We start from the raw sequence: 15971 nt of genomic DNA on the forward strand, positions 1-15971 counted from the left end.
GTACGCTCCGCGTTTAGGGTTCTTTACGCGGCTCAAGATACTTCATGGGATCAAGCGGCGGCCCCTGACGCACTTCAAAGCGCATCTTGGCGCCCGTGTCGCTGTCGGAATCCCCCATCAGGGCAATCGTCTGCCCCTTGCGCACGCTTTCATTGATGCGCACAAGGATTTTGGAGGTGTTGCCGTAAACCGTCACCAGGGGCATCGCGCTCTTACCGGGCAGACGCACGTTGTGGCGCACGATCACGAACTGACCGTAGCCCTTGACGTTCTGACCCACGTACTGCACCGTACCGTCAAGCACGGCCTTAATGGGTTCGCCGATCGTGCCCGCGATATCAATCCCCATATTGCCGGTCTGCTCGTAGGTGGCGATCACCGCTCCGGGCACAGGCCACGGGAACTGAATTTCACCGCGGGCGGCGGCTTCACGCATCGCCCTCTGGGCTTCAATTTCGCGCGTCGCGGCTTCATCCGGCGTCTCAGGGCGCTTGGCAACTTCAACCGCCGCACCCGCTGCGGGTGCTGTTGTTGTCGCAGTCACGGTTTCGCCCCCCGCCGCAGGAACCATTTCAATGGTCTCACCCATCACCGTCGTTTCGGCGGGCTCGGTCTGAGGGATTCTGAGTTCAGTTCCGATCGAAATCGTCGTCGGATCGGAAATACCGTTTAAGGCGGCGAGTTCCCTCGGGTTCACGCCGTAGCGCACGCCGATGTTGTAGAGCGTATCGCCGGCAACCACCACGTGCATGCGGCCGCTTGAAACCGGGGCTTTTTCTTTCGCGAGGTAGGGCGAAGCCGGCACCTGCGTTGAGGAACCTTCCTCAATGGGTACGGTCGTTGCCGCACTCTCACTGCCCCGCGCGTGGTTTTCAATCGGGGCCATCGTGGTCGTGGTGGAGCAGCCCACCAGGGTTGCCGCGGCCGCTGCGGCGAAAAGAAGTTTCAGCTGCATGAATTCAGTTGCTCACAAAAATAGGTTCGGGCCGAAAACTGCCGGATATTTTACTGAAGCCATTTGGCGGCATCAGCAACGCGGTTGTGGGCCGTGAGGTCAATCTGCAGGGGTGTTGCCGACACAAAGCCGTGGGACACCGCCCAAAAGTCCGTGCCCGGTCCGCAGTCACGGGGGTCGCCCGCTGCGCCCAAACGGTAAACCGCAGGCTGCTGCGTTCCCGGCTGCAGAATGAGCGGATACGCGTTGTGGCGTCTGCCGAGGCGCGTAGCCATAATGCCCTCAAATTCGTCGGCGGCAAGGTTGGGCATATTGACGTTTAAAAGCACGGGATCCGTTCCCGTTTTACGGCTTAAAAACCGTTCCACCACAACGCAGGCCATATCCACTGCGGCATCGAGATTTTTCCAGCCCTTTTCAATCTGGCTGAAGGCAATGGAGTCAATCCCGAAGACGTAGCCTTCGATCGCCGCAGCGACCGTGCCGGAATAAAGCGTGTCATCGCCCATATTGGCGCCGCAGTTAATCCCGGAAACAACAAGATCTGGCTTATCTTTGAGAAACCCGGTGAGCGCCGTATGCACACAGTCCGAAGGCGTTCCCTTCACCACAAACACGTTTTCCGCCGTCTGCATGACCGAAAGCGTTTTATTAAGCGTCAGGGCGTTACTCGCACCGCTTTGGTTGCACTCAGGCGCAAACACCGTCACGCGGCCAAAATTACTCATCGCGTGCGCGAGCTTCTGAATACCGGGCGCGCTGTAGCCGTCGTCATTACTCACCAGGATATGCATGGCTTTCAAAGAGAAAAACAATCCGAAAACGGCAGTGTACAAGAGGCCAGGCCAAAAGACGTGCCTTCTGGCACCGATTGTGTTTCTGACGCGCAGATGACAGTTCTGTCAGAGAGTGCGTCTTTCAGATTGGGCTCTGCCCGCTCGCGCACCATTGCGCACACCGTCGGTCGCTGACCGATCCCATTTTTTTCGGAAACCTTACAAAAAATGCTGAAAAATCTGTTTACCTCCCGCGCTCTCTGCGCCGACTTCGGACTTCTTATCCTGCGCGCGGGCCTCACGCTTTCCCTGCGGGAAATTCTGTGATTTGGAGACTGAGAACCGGCCGGTTTGTGATTACTGCACACCGGCCGTCTTCTTATTCTGCGGAGAAAAACTGACTCGCTGTCCGGAGCCACGGATAGAAGAATGAAAAAAGGAGACAACTTTCGTCATCTCCTTTCCTGGAATTGGTCGGGGCGGCGGGATTCGAACTCGCGACCCCTTGCACCCCATGCAAGTGCGCTACCAGGCTGCGCTACGCCCCGAATGAGTTGCGCATTGTACAGAGTTCGGCGCCTGTCGGCAAGAAAAATCAGCAAGCAGGCGCCGTTAAACCGTCAACGCATTGAAATCAAAGACTTCTTTATTACTCCGCAGTTTTTGCCGGCATGAGACTTTTGAGTTCATTGACTGCTGCATTTAAAACCGTACGAAGCCGCTCACACTCAGCGCGGCTGACGCGCAGTTCCTCGTCTTTGCCGGCCAAGAGCGTGTCCACCGACTGCCTCTTCTGCGCCTCTTCACTTCGGACAGCTTCAATGCGGCTTACCTCTTCGCTCTTTTGAGCAACGGTCTTCTGTAGCCCCTCGATTTCAGCCTTCAGTGCTTCAATCTGGCGGACCTGCACCTGAGCCTCATTTTCTTTTTCCTGCGTTTCGTTGCGGGCCTTTGTGAGTTCCGCGCGCAATGAGGTCATTTCACCGGCTCTCTGGCGGATTTCAGCCGTCTGTGCTTCAAGGCTCTCACGAACCTTGATGAGGTCAGCCTCAAAGGTTGCTGCGCGGCTCTGGGAAAGCGCAAGCGCCTCCGTTTTTTGCTGCAGCTCCTGCTTAGTCTGCACGAGGTCCGTGCCGCCCGCGGTGAGTTCCGTACGCATCGAAGCCACACGCTCTTCAGCAGCCGCAAGGCGCTCTTCAACGGAAGCCAGCGCCACTTCCTTTTCATTTAAGACGGCCTTGACGCGGCGCAACTCTTCAGTCATTGCCGTGCGGTTAAGACGCAGTTCGGAGAGTTCCGCATCACGCGCGGCCAACTGCTCCTTAAGCGAGGCAAACTGGCCGGAAACGGCATCGGCCTGAGCGCGCACCCGGGCGATTTCCCCGTCGCTCACCTTCTTTGCCTGCGCAAGCGCTTCGTTTACGGCCTTGCGGGAAGCCTGAGCCACCAGCACCGACACATCGGGCTGCACGGCAGAAGGCTCATAAACAGGGGCCTGCGGCGCCGCGGCAGCCGGAGCGGGCTCAGGCCGAACGGGAGCTTGAACGGGCACTTCAGGCTCTGCGGCCTGCGGCACAGTCTCAGGTTCAGCGGGCGCTTGCGGGGCGGAAGCCTCAGCCTTCGCCGCCGCCTGCTCGGTCTGCGTCTTTACGCCCACATGCGGCGCCACGATCGGAAACTTAATCTCTTCAGCGATGCGGGCCTTCGTTTCCTCAATCGAGAGGTGATCGACGTAAAGGAACTTTTTGATGCGCATCACGAGCGCTTCGTCATTGACGGTGAACCGGGTCTTGGGTGACCCGTCGCTTTCCCTTAACTGCGGGAACTGAATCTGCCAGTAACGCAGGATATAAGAGGCCAGTCCGCAACGTGCGGAGAGCTCATCAACAGAATAGGTCTGTGGGTACATTGGACTATCAAACCGGTTGCAACAACATCAATACTCATTGTGCTCAGGGCAGAAAAAAACCGGACTCAGCCGATGATGTGCTGATTCCGGTTTTCTTATTTACACCCCACGCATCATCGTCTGCTGAGTTTAGAGCAAAAGCGGCGCGCGTGCGCAGGCAATTTTCGGACTTACTTAACCGATTCCATGCCTTCGGGTTCTTTAAAGGAGGCCACGCTGTCGCGCATGTGCGGCGCGGCAAGGAACGTCACCACGCTGCGGGCGCTGATTTCGTGCGCTTCGCCGGTCTTGGGGTTACGGCCCGGACGGGCCACCTTGTCGCGGGTGGAGAAGGTCCCGAAGTTGGCAAGCTTCACGTCACGGCGCTGCACGAGGGCACGCAGAATTTCGTCAAACACCGTTTCGACAACGGCGTTGGCTTCGGCGCGCGACAGCCCCATGCGGTCGCAGAGCACTTCAACGAAATTCATCTTCGTAAGCGTTGAGTGATTTGCAGGCCCCACCGGGTACTTACCCCGCGCGGCATCGATCTGAGTCACAGGTTCCATTTTTTTCGTGTTTTAACTGAACGGTTGAATTCAATAAATTGGTTTTCGTTTAAGCACGCAGGCGGCAGCCGAGCACGGAAAGCGCATCGAGCACCGCGGTCACCACGGCGTCGGCGCTTTCGTCGGACAACGCCTCTTCGCTCTTTGACGACAACGTCAGGCGGAAGGCCATGCTCTTTTCGGCCGCAGCCGCATCGTCTTTGGGGCGGTAGACGTCAAAGAGACGGAAGTCGTCGATGACGCTGCCCAAGTTCGTCGCCTTGAGTTTTTCCACCGCGGCAAAAAGAGCCGACGCCTCCACAGCGGCAGGTACCGTCACGGAAATGTCGCGGTGCATCGGCTGGAACTTACTTACGGCAACCGGATGCGGCACCAGGATGGTGGTGAGCGCATCGACGTCAAGCTCAAAGACAACGGCGGGTTTCGGCAGTCCGTATTCGTGGCACAGACGCGGATGCAGTTCACCCATAAATCCCGCTTCGCGGCCGTTAATAAGGATGCGTGCGGAGCGCCCGGGGTGCAGTGCCGGATGCACGAGCTTTTCAAAGGTGGCCTTAAGCGGCGCAATCAGCGCCTCAACGTCGCCCTTCACGTCAAAGAAGTCGACGTTGCGGGCGGCTTCGCCCCACTGCAACGTGTGCGCGTCACCGTAGGCAAGGCCTGCGATATGGTTGGGCTGGCGCACGCCCTTCACGGTAAAGTCACCGTCTTCGACGGTTTCATCCGGGAAGAACACACGGCCCAATTCAAAAACGCGAACGTCTTCGGCCTTACGGTTTAAGTTAAAGCGCAGAATGTCCACGAGCCCTGAAATGAGCTGCGTGCGCATGACGGAAAGCTGGCTTGCGATGGGATTCAGAAGCCGGATGGGCTTGTCGTTCCCCGCAAAATCCTTTTCCCACTTCTCTTCAACGAAACTGAAGTTGATGAGTTCCTGATAGCCGCGCTCGGCGAGAGCCAGACGCAGCGCGTGCTTGCTGCGGCTTGCTTCCGGAGCGCAGCGCATGCCGATACGGGCCAGGGGCGGCCGGTCGGGGAGCTTTTCGTAGCCGTAAAGGCGCGCCACCTCTTCCACGAGATCTTCTTCGATCTCGATGTCAAAGCGGTACGTGGGCGACGTGACCACGAAGTCTTCGCCGTCACGGGTAAATTCAAACCCCAGACGCGTAAAGGCCTGCGCCATGAAGTCTGTCGGAATGTCGATGCCGACGAGCTTGTTGCAGCGCGCCGGACGCATGCGGACCGTGCGGACCTTCGGCAGATTCACGCACTGATCGTCAACCGGACCCACCTTCGTTTCCGCCGTGCCGCAGATGTCGAGCACAAGCTGCGTGATGTAGTGCATGTGTTCGACATTGCTGCCGTAGTCCACACCGCGCTCAAAGCGGTGCGCGGCGTCCGTGGAGAAATTAAGCTTGCGGCAGCGGCCCTGGATCTTGACCGGATACCAGAAGGCGGCCTCAATGAAGATGTCGGTCGTCTCATCGCTGATTGCGGTGGCGTCGCCGCCCATGATGCCCGCGATCGCTTCCGGACCGTTTTCGTCACAGATCACACCGTAGTAGGGATCAAGCTTCACGGTTTCTTCGTTTAAAATCTTGATCGTTTCGCCGTCCTTGGCCCAGCGAACGGTGAGGTCGCCCTTCACTTTCTTGAGGTCAAAAAAGTGCGTGGGACGGCCGAGCTCGAGCATCACGTAGTTGGAGATGTCAACGAGCGCGGAGATCGAGCGCTGACCGCTTCTTTCAAGCCGGTCCTTCATCCACTGCGGTGTGGGGGCCTTCGCGTTTAAACCGCGGATGACGCGCCCCGTGAAGCGCCCGCAAAGTTCCGGCGCCTCAATGTGAACGGGTTCGGTGCAGCTGCAGGTGGCTTCCACCGCGGGCATCGCGGGGATCGTAAGGGGAGCACCGGTGACCGCGTGCAGGTCGCGCGCGACACCCACCACCGAGAGCGCGTCGCCGCGGTTGGGGGTGAGTTTGATTTCAAAGCGGCTGTCATCAAGGTGCAGCACCTTGCGGACGTCTTCACCCACGGGGGCGTCGGCGGGAAGTTCCCAAATGCCGGTATGGTCGCTTGAAACCCCGAGTTCACGGGCCGAGCAAAGCATGCCGAAGCTTTCCACCCCGCGCATCTTGGCTTTCTTAATCTTAAATTCCGGGAGCACGGCGCCGATCTTGGCGCAGGCCACCTTCAGTCCGGCACGCACGTTCGGAGCGCCGCAGACAATCTGCAGAATTTCGCCGTTACCGACATCAACCTTGGTGACGTGCAGGTGATCCGAATTTTCGTGATCCACGCATTCCAGAACGTGGCCCACGACAACCCCGGTGAAATCCGGGGCGATCTTCTGGACTTCTTCAACTTCCAGACCTGCCATCGTGAGCGATTCCGCGAGTTCCTCCGTCGTCAGATCCGGATTGATGTAGCTTCTCAGCCAATCTTCAGAAAAAAGCATCTCAGTAAACTCCTAAACCCGACACGTATCAGTTGAACTGGCGCAAAAAGCGCAGATCGCCTTCAAAGAACAGACGCAGATCGTCCACGCCGTAGCGAAGCATCGTGAGGCGTTCAAGCCCCGAACCGAAGGCAAAGCCGATGTAGCGTTCGGGATCCAGGCCGTAATTGCGGATCACGTTGGGATGCACTTCACCGGCACCGGAAATTTCAAGCCAGCGGCCCTTCTTGGGGCCCGTTGTAAAGGCCATGTCCACTTCGACCGAGGGTTCCGTAAACGGGAAGTAGCTCGGACGGAAACGCACGATGAGGTCATCCGTTTCAAAGAAGCGGCGCAGGAAGTCGGTGTAAACGCCCTTTAAATCCGTAAAGGAGATGTCGTCTCCCACCCAGAGGCCTTCAACCTGATGAAACATGGGCGAGTGCGTGGCGTCGCTGTCCACACGGTACGTGCGCCCCGGGGCGATGACCTTAATGGGCGGCTGATGCGTGCGCGCATAGCGCACCTGCATGGGAGAGGTGTGAGGACGCAGCGGCAGCGGCAGCCCCTGCCCGTCGTTACGGTCCACGTAGAACGTATCCTGCATGGAGCGGGCCGGATGGTTCGGGGGGTTATTTAAAGCCGTGAAGCTGAACCAGTCGCTTTCGATTTCGGGGCCGTCTGCGACATCAAAACCGATCGAGCGGAAGATCTCCTCAACGCGCATCCAGGTGCGGATCACCGGATGCACGCCGCCCGCGGGCACAACGCGGCCCGGCAGCGTCACGTCGACGGCTTCGGTCGCCAGCTTCTTTTCGAGTTCGGCGTTGGCGAGCGCCTCGCGGCGGGCCGTAAGCGCAGCATCGATGGCCTGCTTGACCGCATTAATCGCCTTGCCGCGCTCCTTGCGCTCTTCGGGCGCGAGCGCACCGAGCCCCTTCATGAGCATCGTCACGGCGCCGGACTTACCGAGGTAACGGGCCTTTGCGTCTTCAAGGGCCGCAGGCTGCGTTGCGGCCGCAAAATCGGCCTTGGCCGATTCGATCAGTTGTGTCAGTTCATCCATCGTTCAACCATCAAGAGCGCTGTTGAGAGAGGCGTCACAGACAACGCCCAAAAAGCGCACTTTGCCTTTACAGTATCGGGGAGTCCGTGATTATAGAAAAATCTACCGAAAAATCAACGTGTTACAAAATTTTCAGGCATAAAAAAAGCCCGGCCCCCGTTACAGTTGTCTGTTTTCGGAGAACCGGCGCTTTTATCCGTGCGGGAAAACCCTTTCGGATTGTCCCGCACGCTGAGTCAGTGAAAACTCAGATTAAGCCAGGGCAGCCTTGGCCTGTTCGACGAGAGCGGCAAAACCGGTCTTGTCAAAAATCGCCATATCGGACAGAACCTTGCGGTCCAGAGCGATATCGGCCTTCTTGAGGCCGTTCATGAAGCGGCTGTAGGTCATGCCGTTCGCACGGGTTGCGGCGTTGATACGCGCAATCCAGAGGCGACGGAAGACGTGCTTCTTGTCGCGGCGGTCACGGTAAGCATACTGACCGGCACGCATGACGGCCTGCTTGGCAACACGGAAAACGTTGTTGCGGCGCAGGCGGTAACCCTTGGCGAGGGCAATAATCTTCTTATGACGGGCACGGGCCGTCACACCACGCTTAACTCGAGGCATTGTTCTTCCCCTCCCTTCTTATGCGTAGGGCAACATACGGTGAATGGACTTGCTGTCAGACTCGTGAATGGTGACCATTCCGCGGAGGTGACGCTTGTTCTTCGTCGTACGGTGAGTCAGGATGTGGCGCTTGGTGGCGTGCGCACGCTTGATGGATCCGCCGGAACGGACCTTGAAGCGCTTCGCAGCAGCCTTCTTTGTCTTCATCTTCGGCATTTGCCGTTCTTCCTTCTGATTTATCGGAACATCAGGCGGACCGGACGTTGATTGACTCAACCGTGCCGGCCTCTTCGTTTTGGCCCGCCCCGACTTTTAACCGCGGCCGAAAATTTTTCAGCCGTAGCGTTTTGAAAGTCCGTGATTATATACGAAAAATCACTTCTTTTTCTTCGGCGCCAGAACCATGATCATCTGGCGGCCTTCAAGCTTCGGATTCTGCTCGATCTGAGCCTCCTCAGCCAGATCCGTGCGGATGCGTTCCATGATCTGGGCACCCAAATCCTGGTGCGCCATTTCGCGGCCGCGGTAGCGGAGCGTCACCTTGGCCTTGTCGCCGTCTCCGAGGAAGCGGCGCAGGGCGCGCAATTTGGTCTGATAGTCGTTCTCGTCGGTGGCCGGGCGGAATTTGACTTCCTTGACCTGCACCACTTTCTGACGGGCCTTCATTTCCTGCGCCTTTTTCTGTTCCTGATAGCGGAACTTGCCGTAATCCATCAGGCGGCAGACAGGGGGCTGCGCGTTCGGTGCGATTTCCACCAAATCCACATCGGCCTCTTCGGCCATGCGCAGCGCTTCGGCTGTACGGACAATACCGATCTGGGCGCCGTCGACGCCGGTCAGTCGGACCTCAGGAACCCGGATCTCGCCGTTGATCCGGTGATTGCGATCTTGAGCTATGACACTACTCCTCAATGTTTCTTCTGAATTTCCTCCGCAGACTCAGGAGGAAAGCCGCGGCGCCGGAAATTGCTTCCGGGGCACCGCAAGGAGCCGCCCTTAACCGGGCGGCTCACGCACCGGCAGAAACGGTCTGCGCCTTATTCGTCCTTATTGAGACGACGGGCATTTTCATCGGCCACACGGGCGATGAAGTCAGCCACGGGCATCACACCGAGATTGCGGCCGCCGCGGGCACGGATGCTCACGGTACCGTTCTGCTTTTCCTTGTCGCCCACAACGGCGATATAGGGATGTTTCTGCATGGTAAGCTCGCGGATTTTATAGTTGATCTTTTCGCCGCGCAAATCAGTCGTGACGCGCAGGCCCGCGGCCTTCATCTGTTGGGCAACGCTCTTGGCGTAGTCAACCTGATCGTCCGTAATGGAAGCCACAGCCACCTGGAAGGGGCTCAGCCACACCGGCATCGCGCCAGCGTAGTGTTCGATGAGCATACCGATCCAGCGCTCCAGAGACCCGAGAATGGCGCGGTGCAGCATCACGGGCACCTTGCGGCTGTTGTCTTCGGCGACGTATTCGGCACCGAGGCGGCCGGGCATCTGGAAGTCAACCTGCACCGTACCGCACTGCCAGGAGCGGCCGAGGCAGTCCTTTAAGTGGTACTCGATCTTGGGACCGTAGAAGGCGCCTTCACCGGGGAGCACTTCATAGGGCACACCGATGCTGTCAAGACTGTGGAAAAGGGCTGCTTCAGCCTTATCCCACACGGCGTCTTCACCGATTCGCATCGCAGGACGCGTTGCAACCTTAAAGGCGATGTCTTCAAAGCCGAAGGTGTGATAGACCTCACGCACGATGCGGGTAAATTCCACGCATTCCGAGAGAATCTGATCTTCCGTGCAGAAGATGTGACCGTCGTCCTGCGTGAAGCCTCTCACACGCATCATGCCGTGAAGCGACCCCGAGGGTTCGTTGCGGTGGCACTGACCGAATTCACCCAAGCGCATCGGAAGATCGCGGTAGCTTCTCAGATCCGCATTAAAGATTTGGATGTGGCCCGGGCAGTTCATGGGCTTTAAGGCGTAGTAGCGGTTTTCGCTTTCCGTCGTGAACATGTTCGCGCGGTACTTTGCCCAGTGACCGGATTTTTCCCAGAGGGTGCGGTCGATCACCTGCGGGGTCTTCACCTCGAGGTAGCCGTTATCCTGGTAGATGCGGCGCATGAACTGTTCAACAACCTGCCAGATCGTCCAGCCCTTGGCGTGCCAGAAGATCATGCCCGGGGCTTCGTCCTGCAGATGAAAGAGATCGAGCTCTTTACCGAGTCTGCGGTGATCGCGCTTTTCGGCTTCCGCGAGCATTTCAAGGTAGGCGTTCTGTTCTTTTTCCGTCGCCCAGGCCGTACCGTAGATGCGCTGCAGCATTTCGTTTTTGCTGTCGCCCCTCCAGTAGGCACCCGCGACCTTCATGAGCTTAAAGACCTTGAGTTTGCCGGTTGACGGCACGTGAGGCCCGCGGCAGAGGTCGGTGAAGTCGCCCTGGCGGTAGAGCGAAATCGTTTCGCCCTGCGGGATACCGGCGATGATCTCGGCCTTGTAGTGTTCTCCGAGGCCCTTGAAGTACTTCACGGCTTCGTCACGGTCCATCACGAAACGTTCGACCGGAATATCCTTTTTCGCGAGTTCATGCATGCGCGCTTCGATCGCGGTGAGGTCTTCGGGCGTAAAGGGACGTTCGTACTTAAAGTCGTAGTAAAAGCCGTTTTCAATGGCGGGTCCGATCGTCACTTCCGCCGTCGGATACAGTTCTTTGACAGCCTGCGCCATGAGGTGGGCGGTCGAGTGGCGTAAAAGCTCAAGCCCTTCGGGGTCCTTGGCGGTGACAATCGCCACCGACGCATCCTTTTCAAGCTTATAGGACAGATCGACGAGCTTACCGTCAACCTTGCCGCAGAGGGCGGCCTTCGCGAGCCCTGCGCCGATTGACTGCGCCACATCGGCCACCGTCACGCCCGCTTCATACTCCCGGCGCGAGGCGTCGGGCAACGTCACCGTAATCATTTTGACTCCTTTATCCGTTGCGCCACGTGACGCAGCCGATAGTGTTTTTTCAGTCCAAAAAAAAGTGCGGCCCGTGAGCCGCACTTTTTGTAGAGAAGAAGGATTCGCGCCGCCCGCAGACTTAAAGCTTACGGGTGTTTGTTGTCTCAGATATCAACAAACTGTAGGACACTTTTCCTGTCTCCTGAAAATTCTGGTAGGCACGATTGGACTCGAACCAACGACCCCCACCATGTCAAGGTGATGCTCTAACCAACTGAGCTACGTGCCTGAGAGAGATGCGAACTATACAGAGGCAAAAACAAAATTGCAAACCCGCAAACCTGATATTTTACCTTGTTTTGTTTAACCCCCTGATTTTGAATGCTTCTTAATTTTTGACCTCTTACGCGCGGCGCGCACTCATCACGCCCGGAAGTTCTCTTAAGGCGGCAAGCGAGCGCACGAGGTCACTTGAATCATGCACTTCCACCGAAAACCGCATGTGGGCGTCACCCTTCACATTCATCGTGTTCATGCCGATGATGTTCTGCTTTTCGCGCATGAAGATTTCGGAAATGTCCTTAATAAGGCCCACGCGGTCCTGCGCCACCACGAAGATGTCGACGGGATAAACCGCCTCAGCCGAGTGCCCCCAGCTCACTTCAATCATGCGCTCGTGTTCGTTGGCGGACAGGTTTTTGACGTTGGGGCAGTCCATGCGGTGAATCGTCACACCGCGCCCGCGCGTCACAAACCCGATGATTTCGTCCGGAGGCGCCGGATGGCAGCAGCGCGCAAGCTGCGTCATAAGTGACCCCACCCCCACAACGAGCACGTTGTCCTTGCCGCCCTTTTTGGCGTTACGCACAAGCACGTCGGGTTCGGGCTCATTGTTTGTTTTCTGCGGCTGCAGGGCCTGCTCGATTGAGCGGGGGCTGAGCTCCTCTTTCGCGAAGGCAATGCAGAGGTCATCGACCGAGTCAAACCCGAGGCGCTTTGCAAGATCCTCAAGCTTCACGGCGGTTTTCCCGAGGCGCGCGAGTTCCTTATCGAGCCTTTCGCGGCCCGCATCGGTCTGCTCCCGCAGTGTCTGCGCGTTAAACCACTGACGCACCTTGGTGCGCGTTCTCGGGGAGACGGCAAATCCGAGTTCGGGGTTAAGCCAGTCGCGCGAGGGACCGCCCGTTTTCACCGCGATGATTTCCACGGTCTGCCCGGTCACAAGCTTCGTGTTTAAGGGGACCATGGCGCCGTTAACCTTGGCGCCCCTGCAGCGGTGACCGAGTTCGGTGTGCACCTGGTAGGCAAAGTCGATGGGCGTAGCGCCCGCCGGGAGTTCCACCACCCGCCCCTGCGGTGTTAAGGCGTAGACGTGGTCGTCAGCAAGGCCCTCGGCCTTCGGAGGCTCCACGTCACTGTGCCAGGCAAGAATCTGCCTCAGCCACGCCACACGCTGCTCTTCGGCTTCCGCGCCCTTATCCTTGTTGGAGTTTCCAGTTTCCTTGTATCGCCAGTGCGCGGCCACACCAAGTTCTGCAAATTCATGCATCGCACGCGTGCGGATCTGAATTTCGACCGGTTTTCCCGAGGGGTCAGTCACCACCGTATGCAGCGACTGGTACCCGTTGGGTTTCGGGTGTGCGATGTAGTCGTCATACTCTTTACTTAAAACCGTGAAGTGCTTCTGCACGATGGAGAGGACCTGATAGCAGTGCTCCACCGTGTCCACGATGATGCGCATGGCGCGGATATCAAAAAGCTGGTCAAAGCGCAGGTGCTTACGCACCATCTTTTTGTAAATCGAATAGATGTGCTTGGGGCGGCCGCTTACCTCGGCCTGAATCCCCTCTTCCCGCAAAAGAATCCGGATCTTGTCGACGCAGTCCTGCATGAACTTGAGGCGCTGCTCGCGGGTTTCATCAAGTTCCCGGGAGATTTCTTCGTAGATCTTGGGTTCGGTAAAGCGAAGCCCCAGGTCTTCAAGCTCCCACTTCATCTGCCAGATACCGAGGCGGTTTGCCAAGGGCGAATAAAGCGCGAGCGTTTCGCGCCCGTATTCGGCGGCCTGCGGTGCTCCGGACGCCGCAAACCACCGAAGCGTCTGCAGGCGGCTTGCAAGCCTCAGAATCACCACGCGCAGATCGTGGCACATCGCCAAAAGCATGCGTCTTAAGGCTTCGGGCTGATAGACGTCCCGTTTGTCGCTTCGCGCCCGCTGGCTTACGTTCACCAGGCGCTGCAGGTCAGTGACAAGCTGCAGCACCACCGGTCCGAACGTTTTTTCAATCCACTCTTCGGAGTCATGCACGCAGTCGGCGACGTCAAAGAGGTAAGCCGCACAGAGAAGCTCATCATCGTCGCGCACCCCGCGCAGAATGTCGGCCATGCCGTCGGCGTGCGTGAGGCGGTCTTCTCCCGTAAAGAGCTTTTGCTCACGGTAAAGGGGCTCCACCAGACGGCGCGCGAGACGCCAGTCAGGCGTCCCGGTCACTTCAGCTGTGGGGGTATCAGTGGTTTGCGTGACTTCAGACATCTTGAGACTCTAATCCGGGAAAAACGCGGGCGGCCCGGGAAAATGTCGGCCGCCTGCGGTCTTGGAAAACAGACTTTTTAATTGTACCGACTCAACCCGCAAAGCTTTACTTTCTTTGTGCCCGCAGTGTTGCCGAACGTATCGGGCACACCAACCCCCTCGTCAGAAAAGCGCCCGGTAGGTAAGCGCCGCCCAGACGCCCTTCATACCGTATTGAGCGACTTCACCTCCGGCCTTAACGCCCAGCGTCCAGTAAACAGGAATGAGGTTGCCGGTGGGTTTGGCGCCGAACCCGAAAATGCCGCCCTCGGTTTCTTCAATCTGCCGGGAAGTTGCAAGTTCAAATCCCGCCGAAGCGGCCAGCCGCCACTGCGGCACACCGTTAAAAGTAACGGACGAGGTGACGGTATCGTTGGCAAGGCGGCTCGTGATATTCCAGTCAGTGTCTCCGGTATTTATTTCGGCCGAAAGTTCCGCCGAGGGCGTGAGCGTAAAGTAGCTGTAGGACCAGCTCCCCGCAGCTTTAAGCCCTGCTCTGAAGCTCATCCACTGAAGTTTCTCCGTTTCCGTTTCAAAGGCGGTTCCCGAAACAGCGGTTCCGCCGTTAATCCGCACGGACCCGTCACTGACTTTGGCTGTGTTATAGGAAACAGACGCCGCAGGCTGCCACCACAAATCCGGCGTCCCGTACGGTACGGCCCGCCATTCAAATCCCGCCGTGAGGCTCTTTATTTCGGGTTCCGTGATAAAGCGGCGCTCCACTTCGACTTTTTTTGCTTCGCCCTGAGCGGCCGTATAGGTAACGGCTGCCGTCACCGTTCCCCAGGTTCCCGCATCATAAAAAAGCGCAGCACCGGCGCCGGCCGCGGTGTTCTCCGCAGTAAAGCCGTCAATCACAAAGCCGTTGTTGTCGATATCGGCCGTAGCCGCACTCATCGCGACGGTGACGGCCCATTTGTCGGAGAAATGCCAGTCCAGGCCGAGGATTCCGCTCGTGATGTCAGCCTCATACGTCCAGTCGTAGCCCGAAACCATGTCGCCCGAATCAAAGCGGCCGGTTCTCACGTCCGCCCACCAGTATTTGTTCGTTTCGGTAAGAAGCCCGTTTTGCCTCACGTCGTGGGAAAGCAACATGTCGTGCGCCGTTGTCTGCATGCGCTGCGCAGTCTGCACGAGGCCAAAGGCCGCGGGCATAAAAGCCGAGGAGTCAAGCGCCGCCGAAGCTGCGGTCTCAACACTGTGCCCTGTGGCGCCCTTACCGTCAAAAAGATCGTTGATGTAGCTGTGACCAGCACCGTAAAGCGCGAGGTTAGCCTCGGGCTTGGCGTCCAGAATCGTCTCCACGCGTCCCGCAAGCGCCCGGGCTTTTAACCCCGCCGCATCCTTCCAGTAGCGCCGTGTAACGGCAAGCGTGCCGTTTTCGATCGTGAAGTCACCCCAGAAACGCGTGCCCGTGATGGTCACCATATCATCGGTCCAGGACTGATCAAGCGTGAGGTTTAAGGGGTTTTTACCATCCCAGCCGGTGATCACAAGGTGCGCTCCGGTCAGAGCCGTCACGCTTTTTAGGTCAGCAGATGCCCGCGTTGTTGTTAGGCCCGAAGCGTCCAGAAGCCACCGTCCGGCTGAGCCGATGCGGATCCCGGTAAAGCCCGCGTCCGTTGCCGGGTCGGTTTCAGTGACACCGACCTCCAGCGCAACCCCTGCGTCTTTGATCTGAGATTCCGCGGTGCCGTCGCTCACAAACACCGCACGGGTGCCGGGTTTGGCGAGAGCCCCCTGCGCTAAAAGACTGTTGAGGCCCTTTTGATCTTTGCCGTAGGCTGAAAGAAGACGGTCGCCGATGACAAAGACGCTGTCGCCGGTGACCGTGAGAGCCGCCGGTGCGGCAGACGGCATTTCGCCCGAACTCACGCTGTAACCCAAATCCGGCCTAGCCAATTGTCCGACAAGGACCATGGCAGGCGCGTAAAGCTCTGACGTGCTGCTCCCGGCAACATGAACCGCCGCACCGGAGTCAACCCGCAGAGACGAAACGGAATAAAACCCCTGACCGAATGTCACTTTTCCGGGGGCAGCTTCTTCAACCGCTGCGTCATTCCACACTGTGATCGTTCCCAACAGTCCGTCGCCGGTGAGATCAAGTGAACCCGATATTTCCAGGCTCCCTTCTTCGAACTCAAACTTCCCTGCCACAGA

Annotated in this window: 12 protein-coding genes and 2 tRNA genes; all 14 read right to left on the reverse strand. The window is 58.1% G+C overall.

Annotated elements, in window-relative coordinates:
- Window positions 1-13 precede the first annotated feature (13 nt).
- Window positions 14-955 carry a M23 family metallopeptidase gene (locus BQ7486_RS03895; protein ID WP_022373731.1) on the reverse strand — a complete coding sequence of 314 codons (942 nt, stop codon included), beginning with the start codon at window positions 953-955 and terminating at the stop codon, window positions 14-16.
- Window positions 956-1005: 50 nt separating this feature from the next.
- The gene (gene surE, locus BQ7486_RS03900; protein ID WP_022373732.1) at window positions 1006-1749 is read right to left on the reverse strand and encodes a 5'/3'-nucleotidase SurE; all 744 of its coding nucleotides are present in this window, start codon (window positions 1747-1749) and stop codon (window positions 1006-1008) included.
- Window positions 1750-2202: 453 nt separating this feature from the next.
- Window positions 2203-2279, reverse strand: a tRNA-Pro gene (locus BQ7486_RS03905).
- Window positions 2280-2380: 101 nt separating this feature from the next.
- Window positions 2381-3640, reverse strand: coding sequence for a MerR family transcriptional regulator (locus BQ7486_RS03910; protein ID WP_074009043.1), 1260 nt, complete (start codon window positions 3638-3640; stop codon window positions 2381-2383).
- A 170-nt stretch (window positions 3641-3810) separates the two neighbouring features.
- On the reverse strand, window positions 3811-4188 hold the full coding sequence (locus tag BQ7486_RS03915) for an integration host factor subunit alpha (RefSeq protein ID WP_022373734.1): 378 nt from the start codon (window positions 4186-4188) through the stop codon (window positions 3811-3813).
- A 49-nt stretch (window positions 4189-4237) separates the two neighbouring features.
- Window positions 4238-6646 carry a phenylalanine--tRNA ligase subunit beta gene (pheT, locus tag BQ7486_RS03920; protein ID WP_074009044.1) on the reverse strand — a complete coding sequence of 803 codons (2409 nt, stop codon included), beginning with the start codon at window positions 6644-6646 and terminating at the stop codon, window positions 4238-4240.
- Window positions 6647-6674: 28 nt separating this feature from the next.
- Entirely contained in the window at window positions 6675-7691 is a 1017-nt protein-coding gene (gene pheS / locus BQ7486_RS03925; RefSeq protein WP_022373736.1) for a phenylalanine--tRNA ligase subunit alpha, read from the reverse strand.
- A 252-nt stretch (window positions 7692-7943) separates the two neighbouring features.
- Window positions 7944-8300, reverse strand: a complete 357-nt coding sequence (gene rplT / locus BQ7486_RS03930) for a 50S ribosomal protein L20 (protein WP_022373737.1) — start codon at window positions 8298-8300, stop codon at window positions 7944-7946.
- Window positions 8301-8318: 18 nt separating this feature from the next.
- Window positions 8319-8516: a 50S ribosomal protein L35 gene (gene rpmI / locus BQ7486_RS03935; RefSeq protein WP_022373738.1), complete on the reverse strand. Its 198-nt coding sequence runs from the start codon at window positions 8514-8516 to the stop codon at window positions 8319-8321.
- Window positions 8517-8675: 159 nt separating this feature from the next.
- On the reverse strand, window positions 8676-9212 hold the full coding sequence (gene infC, locus BQ7486_RS03940) for a translation initiation factor IF-3 (protein WP_022373739.1): 537 nt from the start codon (window positions 9210-9212) through the stop codon (window positions 8676-8678).
- Window positions 9213-9337: 125 nt separating this feature from the next.
- Window positions 9338-11257 carry a threonine--tRNA ligase gene (thrS, locus tag BQ7486_RS03945; protein WP_074009238.1) on the reverse strand — a complete coding sequence of 640 codons (1920 nt, stop codon included), beginning with the start codon at window positions 11255-11257 and terminating at the stop codon, window positions 9338-9340.
- 194 nt (window positions 11258-11451) lie between these two features.
- A tRNA-Val gene (locus tag BQ7486_RS03950) sits at window positions 11452-11528 on the reverse strand.
- 114 nt (window positions 11529-11642) lie between these two features.
- On the reverse strand, window positions 11643-13772 hold the full coding sequence (locus BQ7486_RS03955; RefSeq protein WP_084765650.1) for a RelA/SpoT family protein: 2130 nt from the start codon (window positions 13770-13772) through the stop codon (window positions 11643-11645).
- A gap of 162 nt (window positions 13773-13934) precedes the next feature.
- Window positions 13935-15968 carry an autotransporter outer membrane beta-barrel domain-containing protein gene (locus BQ7486_RS03960; protein ID WP_143183034.1) on the reverse strand — a complete coding sequence of 678 codons (2034 nt, stop codon included), beginning with the start codon at window positions 15966-15968 and terminating at the stop codon, window positions 13935-13937.
- Window positions 15969-15971 lie beyond the last annotated feature (3 nt).

It is taken from the genome of Duodenibacillus massiliensis (genome assembly GCF_900128485.1).
GTDB lineage: Bacteria > Pseudomonadota > Gammaproteobacteria > Burkholderiales > Burkholderiaceae_F > Duodenibacillus > Duodenibacillus massiliensis.

Coding starts and splice junctions, on each gene's coding strand:
- BQ7486_RS03955 (WP_084765650.1), bottom strand. CDS start 13,772: ATGTCTGAAGTCACGCAAACCACTGATACCCCCACAGCTGAAGTGACC.
- rplT (WP_022373737.1), bottom strand. CDS start 8,300: ATGCCTCGAGTTAAGCGTGGTGTGACGGCCCGTGCCCGTCATAAGAAG.
- rpmI (WP_022373738.1), bottom strand. CDS start 8,516: ATGCCGAAGATGAAGACAAAGAAGGCTGCTGCGAAGCGCTTCAAGGTC.
- pheS (WP_022373736.1), bottom strand. CDS start 7,691: ATGGATGAACTGACACAACTGATCGAATCGGCCAAGGCCGATTTTGCG.
- BQ7486_RS03895 (WP_022373731.1), bottom strand. CDS start 955: ATGCAGCTGAAACTTCTTTTCGCCGCAGCGGCCGCGGCAACCCTGGTG.
- pheT (WP_074009044.1), bottom strand. CDS start 6,646: ATGCTTTTTTCTGAAGATTGGCTGAGAAGCTACATCAATCCGGATCTG.
- thrS (WP_074009238.1), bottom strand. CDS start 11,257: ATGATTACGGTGACGTTGCCCGACGCCTCGCGCCGGGAGTATGAAGCG.
- BQ7486_RS03915 (WP_022373734.1), bottom strand. CDS start 4,188: ATGGAACCTGTGACTCAGATCGATGCCGCGCGGGGTAAGTACCCGGTG.
- surE (WP_022373732.1), bottom strand. CDS start 1,749: ATGCATATCCTGGTGAGTAATGACGACGGCTACAGCGCGCCCGGTATT.
- BQ7486_RS03910 (WP_074009043.1), bottom strand. CDS start 3,640: ATGTACCCACAGACCTATTCTGTTGATGAGCTCTCCGCACGTTGCGGA.